At 71.5% G+C, this 15,534-nt stretch carries 13 protein-coding genes; 5 read left to right on the forward strand and 8 right to left on the reverse strand.

Features of this window, described 5'->3' with window-relative positions; translation table 11 throughout:
* Nucleotides 1-332: 332 nt before the first annotated feature.
* A complete protein-coding gene (locus tag V6S67_RS09370) occupies nucleotides 333-1,310 on the forward strand; it encodes a GerMN domain-containing protein (protein WP_334209994.1) in 978 nt (325 codons plus the stop codon).
* A 21-nt stretch (nucleotides 1,311-1,331) separates the two neighbouring features.
* Here the strand turns inward: V6S67_RS09370 and V6S67_RS09375 are convergent, their stop codons facing one another.
* The 3 genes from V6S67_RS09375 to hrcA form a co-directional block, all read right to left on the reverse strand.
* Nucleotides 1,332-2,099 carry a 16S rRNA (uracil(1498)-N(3))-methyltransferase gene (locus V6S67_RS09375; protein WP_334209995.1) on the reverse strand — a complete coding sequence of 256 codons (768 nt, stop codon included), beginning with the start codon at nucleotides 2,097-2,099 and terminating at the stop codon, nucleotides 1,332-1,334.
* A 2-nt stretch (nucleotides 2,100-2,101) separates the two neighbouring features.
* Nucleotides 2,102-3,232: a molecular chaperone DnaJ gene (gene dnaJ / locus V6S67_RS09380; protein WP_334209996.1), complete on the reverse strand. Its 1,131-nt coding sequence runs from the start codon at nucleotides 3,230-3,232 to the stop codon at nucleotides 2,102-2,104.
* Nucleotides 3,233-3,319: 87 nt separating this feature from the next.
* Nucleotides 3,320-4,333: a heat-inducible transcriptional repressor HrcA gene (gene hrcA, locus V6S67_RS09385; protein WP_334209997.1), complete on the reverse strand. Its 1,014-nt coding sequence runs from the start codon at nucleotides 4,331-4,333 to the stop codon at nucleotides 3,320-3,322.
* 178 nt (nucleotides 4,334-4,511) lie between these two features.
* Here hrcA and V6S67_RS09390 point away from each other — a divergent pair, with 178 nt between their 5' ends.
* A complete protein-coding gene (locus tag V6S67_RS09390) occupies nucleotides 4,512-5,363 on the forward strand; it encodes a DUF3097 family protein (RefSeq protein WP_334209998.1) in 852 nt (283 codons plus the stop codon).
* Between the two features lie 79 nt (nucleotides 5,364-5,442).
* On the forward strand, nucleotides 5,443-5,859 hold the full coding sequence (locus V6S67_RS09395; protein ID WP_334209999.1) for a DUF4870 domain-containing protein: 417 nt from the start codon (nucleotides 5,443-5,445) through the stop codon (nucleotides 5,857-5,859).
* Between the two features lie 66 nt (nucleotides 5,860-5,925).
* Here V6S67_RS09395 and hemW read toward each other — a convergent pair whose 3' ends face one another.
* Both hemW and lepA read right to left on the reverse strand, forming a co-directional pair.
* Nucleotides 5,926-7,155 (reverse strand): radical SAM family heme chaperone HemW, encoded by a 1,230-nt coding sequence (gene hemW / locus V6S67_RS09400; protein ID WP_334210000.1) that lies wholly within the window; start codon nucleotides 7,153-7,155, stop codon nucleotides 5,926-5,928.
* A 30-nt stretch (nucleotides 7,156-7,185) separates the two neighbouring features.
* Nucleotides 7,186-9,039, reverse strand: a complete 1,854-nt coding sequence (gene lepA / locus V6S67_RS09405; RefSeq protein WP_334210001.1) for a translation elongation factor 4 — start codon at nucleotides 9,037-9,039, stop codon at nucleotides 7,186-7,188.
* A 212-nt stretch (nucleotides 9,040-9,251) separates the two neighbouring features.
* Here lepA and V6S67_RS09410 point away from each other — a divergent pair, with 212 nt between their 5' ends.
* Both V6S67_RS09410 and rpsT read left to right on the forward strand, forming a co-directional pair.
* Nucleotides 9,252-9,785: a type II toxin-antitoxin system PemK/MazF family toxin gene (locus V6S67_RS09410; protein WP_334210002.1), complete on the forward strand. Its 534-nt coding sequence runs from the start codon at nucleotides 9,252-9,254 to the stop codon at nucleotides 9,783-9,785.
* Nucleotides 9,786-10,100: 315 nt separating this feature from the next.
* Nucleotides 10,101-10,361 carry a 30S ribosomal protein S20 gene (rpsT, locus tag V6S67_RS09415; protein ID WP_087075755.1) on the forward strand — a complete coding sequence of 87 codons (261 nt, stop codon included), beginning with the start codon at nucleotides 10,101-10,103 and terminating at the stop codon, nucleotides 10,359-10,361.
* Between the two features lie 102 nt (nucleotides 10,362-10,463).
* Here the strand turns inward: rpsT and holA are convergent, their stop codons facing one another.
* From holA to V6S67_RS09430, 3 genes are all read right to left on the reverse strand, one after another.
* Nucleotides 10,464-11,477 (reverse strand): DNA polymerase III subunit delta, encoded by a 1,014-nt coding sequence (gene holA, locus V6S67_RS09420; RefSeq protein WP_334210003.1) that lies wholly within the window; start codon nucleotides 11,475-11,477, stop codon nucleotides 10,464-10,466.
* An 88-nt stretch (nucleotides 11,478-11,565) separates the two neighbouring features.
* Entirely contained in the window at nucleotides 11,566-14,034 is a 2,469-nt protein-coding gene (locus V6S67_RS09425) for a ComEC/Rec2 family competence protein (protein WP_334210004.1), read from the reverse strand.
* Nucleotides 14,035-14,123: 89 nt separating this feature from the next.
* A complete protein-coding gene (locus tag V6S67_RS09430) occupies nucleotides 14,124-15,476 on the reverse strand; it encodes a ComEA family DNA-binding protein (RefSeq protein ID WP_334210005.1) in 1,353 nt (450 codons plus the stop codon).
* Between the last annotated feature and the right edge of the window lie 58 nt (nucleotides 15,477-15,534).

A 15,534-nucleotide genomic window follows, 5' to 3' on the forward strand; every position in this document is an offset into this window, starting at 1 on the left:
CCCTTTTCCTGCCCCCTCTGGTCAACCGGAGCAGAGGCCCCTTGATTCCCGCAGGAGCCACCTCCAGAGGTGATGTGCGGCATCCGGCACCTTGACCGAGTGACACTCGGTTTTCATCGCGAATCGGCAACGGCTTCGTATCGATCGGGTTTCAGTCGTATCCGTGGAGGTTTTCGTGCGGGTACGTCCCCCTGCCCTGTGCCAAGCTGAAACCGGCCCGGGACCGCGAACCGGCACCCGGTCCGCGCCAGCACCGACTCACGACGTCGGTGGGCCGCGATCATTCCACGCATCGACCCGCGCAGCGGCGCGCCCGACGGAAGGGGGCCGGCATGAGTGAGCAGGATCCCCTGAAGCGGAGCCGCCTCGGGCTGCCCGGCATCCTCCTGGTCTCGGGCGGAGTCCTCGTCGTGAGCACGGTGTTCATCGTCCCGAACGCCGGTCTGCTCCAGGGCGGGGCACCGACCACGGCCATCGCCGAGCCCTTCGCCACGCCCTCCGCCGGAAGTGCAGCCCCCTCCGGTCCCGCGGTCCAGACGCAGGGCGCGGCGGCCGGCCCCGCCGGTTCGGCGCAGGCGCTCCTGCCGGTGTACTGGCTCGGTGACGTCGAGGGCGACGACCGCCTGTTCCGCGAATTCCTCCCCGCTCCGGAGGGATCCACCGGCGATCCCATCGCCGACGCGGTGCGGCTCATGACCGGGGGTACGCCGCTCGACCCCGACTACCGGTCCCCGTGGCAGCAGGCCTCGAGCGTGCGCTCGGCGATCTCCACGAAGAACGTGATCACGCTCGACATCTCCTCCGACGCGTTCGCGTCGCGGCTCGACGAGGACGCGGCCCGCCTGGCGCTGCAGCAGCTCGTCTTCACCGCGACCGCTGCCGCCGCGAACGCGGGCCTGATCCCGGGCGGCGAGTCGAGTTCCGTCGTCGTCCTCGTCGACGGGGCCGCGGACATCCGCGCCTTCGACGCCATCGACCTGGTGGGCGAGTGGACGCGGGACACGGCCTTTCTCGCGCCGGTCTGGATCATCGACCCGCAGCAGGACGTGCAGGCCGACACCGCCGGCCTGATCATCCACGGCACGGGCCACTCCTCCGAGGAATCCGTCGCGTGGCGTATCGACCGCAGGGTGGACGGCTCGGAGGACGGCCCCACGGGCCTGTTCCGCGACGGGTCGGTGGACATCACCCCGGAGGACGGTGCCTACTCCTTCTCCGTGACGCTCCCGCCGGGCCGGTACGAGATCACGGTGTCCGTGCCCGAGGGTGACGGTGAGGCGCACGACTCCAAGAGCGTCGTGGTCCGGTAGGCGCGGCCCGGCAGTCGGCGGCTACCAGCGGCCGAGCAGGTGGTTCAGCAGGACGAGGGCGGCCGGCCCGGCCGACGACGACCGCAGGACGTGGGGTCCCAGGCGCGCCGTGTGCGCCCCGGCGGCCCGGAGCTTGCCGAGCTCGGCGTCGCTGATGCCGCCCTCGGGCCCCACGACGACGGCGGTGGAGGAGGGCGCGTCCAGTGCGCCGGCGCCGCGCAACGCCGACATCCGGTCCGCGAGGGAGTCCTCAGCGTCCTCGTGGAGCACGAGCATCCGGTCCACCGATGACGCCCAGCCGGCGAGCCCCGAGGTGTCCAGCACGCCGTGCACCTCGGGGACGAACGAGCGGCGGGACTGCTTGGCGGCCGCGCCGACGAGCGATACCCACTTCTGCCGGCCCTTCTCGGCCTTGTCGCCCCGCCACCGGACGATGCTGCGCTCCGCGTGCCAGGGCACGACGCCGTCGACGCCGAGTTCGGTGGCCGCCTCGACGGCCTGCTCGTCCCGGCCGCCCTTGGCGAGGGCCTGCACGAGCACGAGGCGATGCCGCGGCGCCGGATCCTGTCCCGCCGTCTCGACACGGAGCTCGACCGTGCCCGTCCCGACCGCGGCGATCACGCCACCGAGCCGGTAGCCCGCGCCGTCGGAGACGTCGATGCGCTCGCCCGCGACGAGCCGACGCACGGTGGCGGCATGGCGCCCCTCGTCACCGCCGAGGACGAAGGCTGCGCCGGGCTCGGCCGACCGGACCTGGTCGGCCGGTCCGAAGAAGAGGGGTCGCGTCATGCTCAGCGGTTCCCAAGGCGCTCCCGGAGGCGGGCGAAGACGCCGGAGCCGCTGCTGGCGAGCTGCCCGTCCGTGTACTCCTCGCCGCGCAGTTCCGCGAGCCGGCGCAGGAGCTCCTCCTGCTGGTGGTCGATGTTGCGCGGGGTCTCGACGTTGAGGTGGACGCGGAGATCCCCCCGGCCCTGGCCGCGGAGGTGCGTGACGCCGAGCCCGCGCAGCGTCAGGATCTCCCCCGACTGCGTCCCGGGCTTGATCACGAGCTCCTGGTCGCCGTCGTAGGTGTCCAGGTGCACGCTGGTGCCGAGCGCGGCCGCCGTCATGGGGACGCTGAGGGTCACGTGCAGGTCGTCGCCGTCGCGGAGGAAGGTCGAATCGGTGTTGACGCGGATCTCCACGTAGAGGTCGCCCTGCGGGCCACCGGCGATGCCTGCCTCGCCCTGCCCGGCGAGCTGGATGCGGGTGCCCGTGCCGACGCCGGCGGGGACCTTGATGGTCAGGGTGCGGCGGGCCCGGATGCGGCCCTCGCCGCTGCACTCGTGGCAGGGGCTCGGGATCACGGTGCCGTAGCCCTGGCAGGTGCCGCAGGGCGCGCTCGTCATGACCTGGCCGAGGATGGACCGCACGGCGCGCTGGACCTGACCGGAACCGCCGCAGATGTCGCAGGTGCGCACGGACGTTCCGGGCTGGCAGCAGCTGCCGTCGCAGGTGGGGCACACCTCGGCGGTGTCCACCTCGATCTTCTTGTTGGCGCCGAACACGGCGTCCTTCAGGTCGATCCGCACGTTGATGAGGGCGTCCTGCCCGCGGCGGGTCCTGGTCGGCGCGCCGGCCTGCTGGCCGCCTCCACCGAAGAAGGTCTCGAAGATGTCCTGGAACGCGAACCCGGAGCCCGAGTAGCCGGCGCCGTAGCCGTTGTCCGTGCCGTTCTCGTTGCCCGTGGTGTCGTAGACCCGGCGCTTCTGGGGGTCCGAGAGCACCTCATAGGCGTGCGTGACGCGCTTGAAATCCTCCGCGGCGTCCTCCCCGGTGTTCACGTCGGGGTGGAGCTTGCGCGCCAGCTTGCGGTACGCCTTCTTGATCTCCTCGCCGGTCGCACCCTGCGCCACACCGAGGACCTCATAGTGATTACTCACTCGTGCACATCACTTCCTGTTGGAGACTGCTGTCTGCTGCTCGCCGTTCCCGGCGGAAATTGTCTGGGTGCCCCGGAGGGCACTCGCCTACTCCTCGAGGATCCTCGAGAGGTAGCGGGCGACGGCGCGCACGGCGGCCATCGTCGTCGGGTAGTCCATGCGGGTGGGCCCGAGGACCCCGAGCTTCGCACCGGCGTCCGGTCCGTAGCCCGTTGCGACGACGGAGGCCCCCGACAGGCCGCCGTAAGGGTTCTCGCTCCCGATCCTCACCGAGATGCCGCGGGCGTCGTACTCCATCTCGGACAGGAGCCTCAGCATCACCACCTGCTCCTCGAGCGCCTCGAGGACGGGGCCGATGCTCAGGGGGAAATCGCCGGTGGAACGAGCGAGGTTCGCCGTCCCTGCCAGCAGGATCCGGTCGTCGCGGCCGAGCCCTGCGAGCTGTTCGAGCGCCCTGATGATCGTACCCCCGTGCGCCCTCAGGGCGGGGGGCAGCTGCGACAGGGCGACCCCGAGCTCGGCGGGCAGCGCCGCGAGCTTCATGCCGGACACCGCCGAGAGGATGCGCTGCCTGAGATCCGCGAGCTCGGCCTCCTGGATCGCCGCGGGCGTCCGCACGATGCGCTGCTGCACGGTGCCGTTGCTCGCGATGAGCACCACGAGGATCTGCTGCGGCGCCAGCAGCACGAACTCGATGTGCCGCACCGACGCTCCCCCGACGCGGGGGAACTGCACGACGGCGACCTGGTTGGTCAGCTGCGCGAGCAGCCGCACGGTGCGGTCCATGACGTCGTCGAGGTCCTCCGCGCCCTCCAGGAGTGTCTGGATGGCCTTCTTCTCGGGGGCCGAGAGCGGCTTCACCTCGGAGATGCGGTCGACGAACAGGCGGTAGCCCTTGTCCGTCGGGATGCGGCCCGAGCTGGTGTGGGGGGCCGCGATGAGGCCCTCCTCCTCGAGGACGGCCATGTCGTTGCGGATCGTGGCGGACGAGACGCCCAGCCCGTGGCGGTCGACGAGGGCCTTGGAGCCGACGGGCTCCCGGGAGTGGACGTAGTCCTCGACGATGGCCCGGAGCACCTCCAGGCGTCGTGGTTCACTCATTCCTGTGTCACCTCCGGGTCTGTTCCCTTCCCTCACGAGCGCGGCGGGCGGGTGGTTCCGAGCGGTTAGCACTCGACACGCCCAAGTGCCAAGTCTAGTACGTCCGCAGCGATTGTTAGCATTGGGGACCCGGGCCGCGGCACACCGCCGGAGCCCTTACCGGAAGGGCAGGCTCGGCATGGACTACGGCTGGGGAGCACAGGACATCGCGGCTCCCAGGCGGGTCGCCCTGCCCGACGTCCCGGTCGAGAAGGACATGGTCCTGGAGGACGTGCAGAGCGGTTTCGTCGGTGCTGTGATCCGCGTCGAGAAGTCCGGCGGGCTGCACGTCATGGTGCTCGAGGACCGGCGCGGGAAGAAGCGCACCTTCCGGCTCGGCCACGGCTTCCTCCTCGACGGGGCGCCCGTGCACGTCGTCGCGCCCGTGACACGCGCCGCCCCGGCCTCCACCCGCACCGCCTCCGGTTCCGTCCGGGTCGACGGGGCCCGCGCCCGGACGGCGCGCGCCAGCCGGATCTGGGTCGAGGGCAAGCACGACGCCGAGCTGGTCGAGAAGGTCTGGGGCGACGACCTCCGCCTGGAGGGCATCGTCGTGGAACCGCTGCACGGCGTCGACGATCTCGAAGGGGCCGTCCGGGCGTTCGGGCCGGGGCCGGAGCGCCGGCTCGGGATCCTCGTCGACCATCTGCTGCCACAGACCAAGGAATGGCGGATCGCGCAGCAGGCCATGACCGTGCCCGGGGCCCGCAACCACGTGCTGATCGTGGGCCACCCCTACGTGGACGTCTGGCAGGCCGTGAAGCCGGCTGCTCTCGGACTCGAGGCCTGGCCCGTGGTGCCGCGCCACCAGGACTGGAAGACGGGCATCCTCGCCGGTCTCGGCTGGCCGCACCACGACCAGGCCGCCGTCGCCCACGGGTGGAAGCGGATCCTCGCGGGCGTCAGCACGTACGCCGACCTGGAGCCGTCGCTGCTGGGCCGGGTCGAGGAGGTCATCGACTTCCTGACCGCGCCACCGGGCACCGCGTGAGCCGGACGGGCCGGGCCACCCCGTATCCTTGAAACACACTCCGGGGGAGAGTTTCCGCCAGTAACCAAAGGAACCGAAGTTGTCCAACACTGCCGACCACCAGCACCACGGCCGGAACGACGCCCGACCCGCGTTCGAGGGGATCCCGGCCACCGCACTCCCCCTGACGGCGTCCGAGGACCGGCAGTACGCCACGCTGGCACACTTCGGCGGGATCCTGGGCTTCATCCCCTCGCTGCTGATCTACCTCATCTTCAGGGACCGCGGCCCGTTCACCGCGCAGGAGTCCAAGGAGGCGCTGAACTTCACGCTCCCGCCGACGGCGCTGGCCCTCGTGGCGTGGCTCCTGTCGCTCGTGCCGGAGATCGGGGGCCTCTTCGCCGTCGTCAACGCACTCATCTGGGTCGTCATCACGATCTTCTCGGTCAACGCCGGCATCCACGTCAACCGGGGCCGGCCGTACCGGTACGCCCTGAACCTGCGCCTGATCCGCTGAGCGGACGACGCCCCGACGGTCAGTCCGGTAGTCGGTCCGGCAGCAGTCCGGCAGTATGGCCTGCGATCAGTCCGGCAGCAGTCGCCGCACGACGGCGTCGGCGAGCAGCCTGCCGTCGAGGGTCAGCACCACGCGGCCCGCGAACGCGGCGGCCGGGTCCACGAGCCCGTCGGCGATCAGCCCCGCGACGGCCCTGCGCCCCGCCGTGGTCAGCGACTCCGTGGGAAGACCCTCGCGCAGCCGGACGCGCAGCATGACGTCCTCCACGTAGCGGTCCTCCGCGGACAGCACCTCGCGCCCTGCAGCAGGTGAGCGGCCGGCACCGAGCGCCTCCGCGTAGGGCCGCGGGTGCTTCACGTTCCACCAGCGGGTGCCACCCACGTGGGAGTGCGCGCCCGGACCGGCGCCCCACCAGTCGCTGCCGCGCCAGTAGGCGAGGTTGTGCCGGCACTCGTCCGCGGGGGTCCGCGCCCAGTTGCTCACCTCGTACCAGTGCAGGCCGGCGGCCGTGAGCATCTCGTCGGCGAGGGCGTACTTGTCGGCGTGGTCGTCGTCGTCGATGGGCGGCACCTGTCCGCGCCGGATCCGCGAGGCGAGCCGTGTCCCGTCCTCGATGATGAGGGCGTAGGCGGAGATGTGGTCGGGGCCGTAGGACAGCGCCGTGGCGAGCGACGTGCGCCAGTCCTCGAGCGACTCCCCCGGCGTGCCGTAGATCAGGTCGAGGCTGACGCTGAGGCCGGCCTCGCGCGCCCACTGCACGGCCTGCGGGACGCGCTCGGGCGAGTGCGTCCGGTCGAGCACGGCGAGGACGTGCGGAACGGCCGACTGCATACCGAAGGACACGCGGGTGAACCCGGCGTCGCGCAGGATCCGCAGCGATTCGGGGGTGACGGAGTCGGGATTGGCCTCGGTGGTGACCTCGGCGTCCGGAGCCAGCCCCCAGGTTGCACGTGCGCTCCGGAGGATCGAGGCGAGGTCCTCGGCGGGGAGCAGCGTCGGGGTGCCGCCACCGAAGAAGACGGTCGAGAGGGGCCGGGCCGGCACCCCCGAGGACTCGAGGACACGGGCCCCGAGGGCGATCTCCTCGAGCACCGAGCCCGCATAGGCGTCCTGCGACGCTCCGCCGCCGAGCTCGGTGGCCGTGTACGTGTTGAAGTCGCAGTAGCCGCAGCGGACGGCGCAGAAGGGGATGTGCACGTACAGGCAGAAGGCGCGCTCGAGGGCTCCGTCAGCCGCTGCGGGCGGAAGGAGGCCGTCGTCGGGCGCCGGCAGGCCGAGCGGCAGGGCGCTAGGCATGCCGGCCCGTCCCCTGGAAACCGATCCGGGTCACTTCTTGGCTTTGTCCTTCGACTCGTCGGAGGACAGCGCGGCGATGAAGGCTTCCTGGGGGACCTCGACCCGGCCCACCATCTTCATGCGCTTCTTGCCCTCCTTCTGCTTCTCGAGGAGCTTGCGCTTGCGGGTGATGTCACCGCCGTAGCACTTGGCCAGGACGTCCTTGCGGATGGCCCTGATGCTCTCGCGCGCGATGATCCGCGCGCCGATGGCCGCCTGGATGGGCACCTCGAACTGCTGCCGCGGGATGAGTTCGCGGAGCTTGCCCGTCATCATGACGCCGTACGCGTAGGCCTTGTCGCGGTGGGTGATGGCGCTGAAGGCGTCCACCTGCTCCCCCTGCAGGAGGATGTCCACCTTGACGAGGTCGGACACCTGGTCGCCGTCGGCCTTCCAGTCGAGGGAGCCGTAGCCGCGGGTCTTGGACTTCAGCAGGTCGAAGAAGTCGAAGACGATCTCCGCGAGGGGCAGCCGGTAGCGGATCTCCACGCGGTCCTCGGACAGGTAGTCCATGCCGCCGAGGACGCCGCGGCGCTGCTGGCAGAGCTCCATGATGGCGCCGACGAACTCCGACGGCGCGAGGATGGTCGCAGACACCATAGGTTCGCGCACCTCGGCGATCTTGCCCACCGGGTACTCGCTCGGGTTGGTGACCTTGAGGACGCGCTTGTCCTCGAGGGTGACCTCGTACTCGACGTTGGGTGCCGTGGAGATCAGGTCGAGGTTGTACTCCCGCTCGAGGCGCTCACGCGTGATCTCGAGGTGCAGCAGGCCGAGGAAGCCGACACGGAAGCCGAAGCCCAGGGCGGCGGAGGTCTCCGGCTCGTAGACGAGGGCGGCGTCGTTGAGGGTGAACTTCGCCAGGGCATCGCGGAGCACGGGGTAGTCCGTGCCGTCGAGGGGGTAGAGGCCCGAGAAGACCATCGGCTTCGGGTCCTGGTAGCCGCCGAGCGACTCCGCGGCCGGCTTCGCGAGGTTGGTGACGGTATCGCCGACCTTCGACTGGCGGACGTCCTTCACGCCGGTGATGAGGTAGCCCACCTCGCCGACGCCCAGGCCCTTGGACGGCTTCGGCTCGGGAGAGCTGACGCCGATCTCGAGCAGCTCGTGGCTGGCGCGGGTCGACATCATCTGGATGCGTTCGCGGGGGCTCAGCTTGCCGTCGACGACGCGGACGTAGGTGACCACGCCGCGATACGTGTCGTACACGGAGTCGAAGATCATCGCCCGAGCGGGCGCATCCGGATTCCCGGTGGGGGCGGGCAGGTCACGGACTATCTTGTCCATGAGGGCCTCGACGCCCACGCCCGTCTTGCCGGAGACCTTCAGCACGTCCTCCGGGTCGCCGCCGATCAGGCTCGCCAGTTCCGCCGCGTACTTCTCCGGCTGGGCGGCGGGCAGGTCGATCTTGTTCAGCACGGGGATGATCGTGAGGTTGTTCTCCATCGCGAGGTACAGGTTCGCGAGGGTCTGGGCCTCGATGCCCTGCGCCGCATCGACGAGCAGGACCGCTCCCTCGCACGCAGCGAGGGAGCGGGACACCTCGTAGGTGAAGTCGACGTGCCCGGGCGTGTCGATCATGTTCAGCGCGTAGGCGGTCCCGTCGACCTCCCAGGGCAGGCGCACGGCCTGGGACTTGATGGTGATGCCGCGCTCGCGCTCGATATCCATCCGGTCGAGGTACTGCGCCTTCATGTCCCGCTGCTCCACGGCTCCGGTGAGCTGGAGCATGCGGTCCGCCAGCGTGGACTTCCCGTGATCGATGTGGGCGATGATGCAGAAATTCCTGATGATCGCCGGATCGGTGGCGGCGGGCACCGGCGCGGTGCGGGCCATGGGTGACACGTAGGTTCCTCACTGTTACGGGACAGGGCCGGCGTGCAGTCCGCAGCCGGGCCGTCGTCGACGGCGGCCGGGCTCGTCCGCGCCGTTTCACTCCCCTTAGTGTCCCACGTGGCCGGGCGGCCACGGGAACCGCACCGGTCCGCAGTGCTCGGGCGCTTCGCCGCCGTCCGCTGCTCGGGCGCCGCGGCCGGTGCTCGCCTAAGATCCCTTCCATGGCCATCACCCTGAGCTCGCTCCTGTCCCTGGCACGCCGCGTCGTCCGCGGCCTCGAGAGCCGACCGTCCGCTCCGGCACCGGATCGCAGTCCGACCAGGAGGCGCGGCGGGTCCGCGGGACGTGTCACCCCCGCCACCCGGGCGGCGGGCCGACGCCGGACCGCCTCGCTGGCCTACTCCCCCTCGAGCGACGGGAATCCCGATCCGGGAGAGATCGTGTGGACGTGGGTGCCCTACGAGGACGACCCCGCGCAGGGCAAGGACCGCCCCGTGCTCCTGATCGGGCGGGACGGGCGCGACCTGCTGGGCCTCATGCTGACCAGCCGCGACCGCAACAACACCCGGGAGCACGACGGCCGGTACATCGACATCGGCACCGGTGCCTGGGACCGGCAAGGCCGGCCGAGTGAGGTGAAGGTCGACCGGCTCCTCCGGGTTGCTCCCGCAACGATCCGGCGCGAAGGATCAGTGCTCCCACGGGACCGCTTCGAGCGCGTCGTCGCGGCGCTCCCCGACGACCTCCTCGGCTGAACAGCCCACCCGGGTCACCACCGTGCGTGATCGACCGTGTGACCTACCGGGGCGACCTGCCCGTCATCCGGCCGGCCGGCCGGTGTCCCGATCCGGGCCCGCCGATGCCAGGCCTCCCGGAGCGGCGGCTCCGGGCCCACCAGGCGCCCGAGGGATCGGGTTCCCGCGGTCTTTCTGGTAACCTGTATAGCTGTGTGTCCGCGCAGGTCTTCGGGCACTTTGGCCGATCGCCACACGGTATCCCCACGCCGTCCAGTCTCTGATCGGCCGAAATACCCTCACGACCAGTCCGCAATACAAAGAAAGATTTCATTCGTGGCAAACATCAAGTCCCAGAAGAAGCGCATCCTCACCAACGAGAAGGCGAGGCAGCGCAACAACTCGGTCAAGTCCGAGCTCAAGACCGCCATCCGCGCCGTGAACACGGCCGTCGAAGGCGCTGACAAGGACGCTGCTGCAACGGCACTCCAGGCCGCCAGCCGCAAGCTCGACAAGGCTGTCAGCAAGGGCGTGCTGCACAAGAACAACGCAGCGAACCGCAAGTCCGCGATCTCCAAGAAGGTCAACGCGCTCTAAGCTGCGGATCCTTCATCGAAGGGCCGGCTCCCCGTACGGGAGCCGGCCCTTCGGCGTTCCACGGCCCGCCCTGGCGTGACGGGCCGGCAGGAGCTCAGCCGCTCAGCCGTCACCCAGCGCGATGACTGTCACGGCCCGCTCGACGGCGTAGACCGGGTCCCGTGACTCGCCCTTCACCTGCGCGTCGGCCTCCGCCAGCGCGCGGATGCTCCGGGCCAGGGCGTCCGAGCTGAAACGCTGCGCTTCCCGGCGCGCCTGGTCGACCTGCCAGGGCGCCATCCCCAGATCCTTGGCGAGCTGCACCGACGACCCCCTGACACCGTGCACCTTCGCGACCGCGCGGACCTTCATGGCGAGCGCTGCGACGATGGGCACGGGGTCGGCGCCCGTCGCGAGGGCGTGGCGCAGCATCGACAGCGCCTGCGCGGTGCGTCCGGCGAGGGCCGCGTCGGCGACCTTGAAGCCCGTCGCCTCGACACGCCCCCCGTAGTACTTCTCGACCGTCTCGACGGAGACGTCGCCCGCGGTGTCGGCCATCAGCTGCTGACATGCCGCCGCCAGTTCCGGAAGCTGCGAACCGACCGCGGCGACGAGCGCACGCACCGCGTCGGCGTCGATGCGCCGTCGCGCGAGGCGGAACTCGGTGGTGACGAACTCGGCCTTCTCGCCGTCCTTCTTCAGTGGCTGGCAGTCCACGATGGTCGCTTTCGCCGCCTTGACGGCGTCCAGCAGCTTCTTCCCGCGGTTCCCGCCGGAATGGCGCATCACCAGGACGACGTCGGGTGCCGGGTCGGTGAGGTAGGCGATCGTGTCGATCAGGAAGGCGTCGTTCATCTGCGCCAGTCCCGCTGCCTCGATGATCTTCCAGTCACCGAAGAGGGACGGGCTCGCGTGCATGAGCAGCGTACCGGCCTCGTAGGACCCGGCGTCGAAGCGGACAAGTTCGGCGTCGGGCTGCGCTGCACGGACCTGGCCGCGGATCGATTCGGCCGCCTTCGCCGCGAGGTAGTCCTCGGGCCCCGACAGCAGGACGACGGCGGCCGGCTTGACGTCCCGCCACGATGCGGACGCAGGACTCGGGCCGCTGGTGCGGCCGGCCGGGGATCTTGTTGCCACGGGGCGGGCTTCCTTCCGTCAGATGCACCCCTACTCTGTCATGGCCCCGCGGCGCCTCAAAGCCGCAGCACGCCCTGACGCAGCGGCCTCACCGCAGTGGCCTGACCTCGAGGGCGCTGCCCACGACGTCGACGAGGAAGGTGCCCAGCTGGTCCGTGCGGGCGGTGGCGGTCCGGGTGCGGTCGAGTGCGCCCAAAATGCTCGGGTGGGGATGACCGTAGTCGTTGCCCTCCCCCACCGAGATGAGTGCCAGGCGCGGATGCACGGCCTCCAGCAGCGCAGTACCCCCGTTCCTGGCTCCGTGATGGGCGACCTTGAGGACCTCCACGCCGTCCGTGCCCAGCGAGGGCAGGCCTGACAGCAGCGCCGCCGCCGCGTCCTCCTCCAGATCGCCCATGAGCAGGATCGTCAGCGGGCCACGGGGTGTGTGCGCGGTGACCGCGAGCACCGCGCTCGCGTTGTTCTCCTCCAGGAGCACCTCGTCCTCCCTGGGCCACAGGACGTCGACGTGCAGCGGGGCGAGGTCGAGCGTCGACGCACTGTCCAGTCGCTCGGCGCGCACCCCGCCCGCCGTCGCTGCGTCCTCCACCTGGGCCGGCAGCCGGTCCTCCCCCGTGGAGAAGTAGAGCGCGGTCAGGGTCCTCCCCCGGACCGCGCCCCCGATGCCGCCGTAGTGGTCCTCGTGGAGATGCGTGATGACCAGTGCATCGATCACCTCGACGCGCAGGGCGTCCAGGCAGCGGTCCATCGCCTCGGGATCCGGTCCCGCATCGACGACGAGCGCGTGACCCGGCGTCGTCCTCACCACGACGGCGTCGCCCTGGCCGACGTCGCACATCGCGAGGACCCAGGAGCGTGCCTGCGGTGCACCGACACGCCCGGCGAGCACCGAGGCCGCGGCCAGACCCAGCAGGCAGCCGAGGACAGCGGCGAGCAGCACGGCCCGGCGCCGGCTCCGGTGCCGGCACCGGTCCCGGCCTCGCTCACGACCGGGCCCGCTCGACGGCGGGTCCTCGGGACCCGGGCGGGTGATGCCGGCTCGTCCGCCTCGGCGTCGCCACCGGGCGACGACGGCATCCCGGCGGATGAGCAGCACGAGCGCCGCGGACACCAGGCTCGCGATCACCGCCCCCGGCACGCCCGGCACCCACGGCAGCGACGCCGACGGCGCATCGGCCAGGGTCTCCGCGACGCCCGCGACCCACCGCGTGCCCATCTGAGCGGCGGCCACCAGTGGCGGAGCCAGGATCGGGGCACCGACCAGCGTGAGCACCGCCGCCATCCCCAGCAGGGTGATCGCCGGGACCACCGGCGAGGCCAGGATGTTGGCCGGCAGCGAGTAGACGGGGAGAGAGGGCTGGATCAGGACGAGGACGGGCGTGCAGAAGAGCTGCGCCGTCAGGGGGATGGCCAGCAGTTGCGCCAGAAGCCGGGGCACCACCCGCTCGAAGGCCTCCACCATCGCCGGGCCGACGGTGACGAGTCCGAGGGTCGCCGCCACGGAGAGCGTGAACGCGAAGGACACCGCGAGCCAGGGATCGGCGGCGAGCAGGATGATGATGGACAGCAGCAGGAGGGTCAGGGACACCCGGCCCCGCCCGGAGAGGACGGCGGCCACGCCGATCCCGCCCATCACCGCTGCCCGGAGCACGCTCGGTTCCGGCCGCACCAGCAGCACGAAGCACACGAGGGCCACGACCGCGCCGATCGCCGCCGGAAGGCGGGGAAGGCGGGCCGACCGCAGCCCGAGGAAGGTGAACGCGACCACGTAGGAGCAGTTGGCGCCGCTCACCGCGGTGAGGTGCGTCATGCCCGTGGTCTTCATGTCCGCCGCGAGGGCGGGCTCGAGCCCGGTCCTGTCGCCGAGTGCCATGCCCGGGAGCAGGCCGCCGTCGCGGTCGTCGCGCGACGCCAGGTCCCGGAACCCCGACCGAAGATCAGAGGTGGAGGCGAGCCATCCTCGGGCACCCTCGATGGTGGGCGTACTCGCCGGCAGGAAGACGGCGGTCGCCCGGCCGACCCGATCGGCCGGATTCGCGGTACCGAGCACCCGCGCGACGTCTCCTGTGCCAACAGCTCCCCAGGAACCCGACCCGAGGACCACCACCGGGGTGGCGGAGGCGAAGGCCCTGCCGTGCAGGACCCCGCCGATCACGTCCGCATCGACGAGGTACCTGGTCCCTCCACCGTAGGGGCCTGCCGGCAGTGTCGACGGCTCCCCGGTGATGCGGAGCACGGCGGTGAACACGGTACCCTCACGGACGGCGTCGTCCACCGGGCCGGCCGCCATGCGGACGAGGCTCCCTCCGGCGGCGAGCAGGACCAGTGCCACGGCCGCTGCGGGCGGCAGGGCCTGAGCGGGCAGCAGCCTCCACCCACGGCGGGGTCGCGGGGGCACGAGGAGGATCAGGCAGGCCAGGAGCAGGGCGGCCGCAGCTGCGACCAGCCCTGCCGTCGTCACCGCCGAGGCCCCTCCGTGGATCGCGGCGCCTGCAGCGGCCCACGCGGCGGCCGCCGAAGGTAGGAGGCGCAGGTCCCGTCGCAGCGGGACTTGCACGGGACGGCTCTCGCGGGGACCGCCCGCTGACCGCCGCCGGCCTGCTGATACCCCGTGACCGGCAGGGCTCGAGGTCCCCCTCATGTCCCTCACCGCGCCACGATGAGGGGGAGGATCCCTTCGAGCAGCGCCGGTCCGATCCCGGGAACGGCGTCGATGTCCGACGTCTGCACGAAGGGGCCGTGCTCGTCCCGCCAGTCGATGATCCGCTGTCCCAGCACCGGTCCGACGCGCGGAAGGGACTCGATCTCCGCGAGGGAGGCGGTGTTGATGTCGAGGACCCCGGCCGGACCAGTGCTCCCCCCGATGGCATCCGTAGCTCCCCCGGGCACCCCGCCGGATGCCGCACCCGGCACGCGTCCTGTGCCGGACGACTCCGGTCGGGGCTGGTCGGGCCTCGGCTCCTCGCCCACGGCCAGGAGGTGCACGTGCTGCCCGTCGGAGGGCGTGGCCGCGAGGTTGATGCCTTCGAGGTCCGCCCCGGGAAGCGCACCGCCGGCCTGCTCGACGACCTCGAACAGGCGCGTCCCGACGGGCACCGTGACGACGCCGGGCGATGCCACGGCCCCCGTCACGTACACGACGACCGTCCCGCCGGCGGGTGCACCGTTCGCGGGCGCGTCCGATGACGTTCGCGGTGCCACGTCCCGCGAGGCGTCGCCTCCGGGGGACACTGCCTCCGAAGCGTCCCCGTCGGTGGAGGTCCCACCCCCGGCCTCCTGGGGTGCAGCGCCGTCACCCGACGCGCGATCCGTGGGCGCGCCGGGGCCGCCGCCCTCCGGTCGCCCGAGCGGCGCGGACTCCTCCGCGGCGTCCAGCTGTACCGAGACGGCGGCCGCCGACGGTTCCGAACTGCGCACGAGGAAGAGCACGGCCCCGACGGCCAGGGCCACGCCGAGGAAAACGAGCGCCGCCGAACGCGCCACCCGCCACTGCATCGCCCGGGCCTCCGGCGGCGTCCGGGCTTCCGGCGGTGTCCGGGATTCCGGCGGAGTCCGCGGTTGCCGCCCGGCGAGGCCGCGCGGGGCCACCGTCCGCCGCGGTCCTTCCGCCCGGAGGGACGCCCTGCCGTCACTGGCATCGTCGTCGGCAGCGTCATAGGCGCCGTCAGCGTCAGCGTCAGTGTCAGTTTCAGTGTCATAGGCAGCGCCATAGGCAGCGTCAGCGTCATAGGCACCGTCAGCGTCATAGGCACCGTCATGGCCCGCGGGGTCCTCCGCGAGCCCCGCGGCATCGCGGTCCGCGTACTCCTCGTGCTCCTCGTGCTCCTCGTGCTCCTCGTGCTCCTCGTGCTCCTCGTACCCTGCACGGCGGGCGTCCTGGTCCGCGGATCCACCGGGTGGCCGGGCGCGGGACGAACCTTCATCGAACGGCACGGAGTCGGGTGCGCGGAGTGGCGGCGCCCACGCGGTCCCGGCTGTCGGCCATCGGTGCTTTCCCATGCCGCCACGCTAGGAGCCGCGAATCCGCCGCCGGCCCGGCACGGGCGCTATGTGGACA

Origin of the sequence: Arthrobacter sp. Soc17.1.1.1 (assembly GCF_036867195.1) — a bacterium.
In the GTDB taxonomy this organism is placed as follows: Bacteria; Actinomycetota; Actinomycetes; order Actinomycetales; family Micrococcaceae; genus Arthrobacter_D.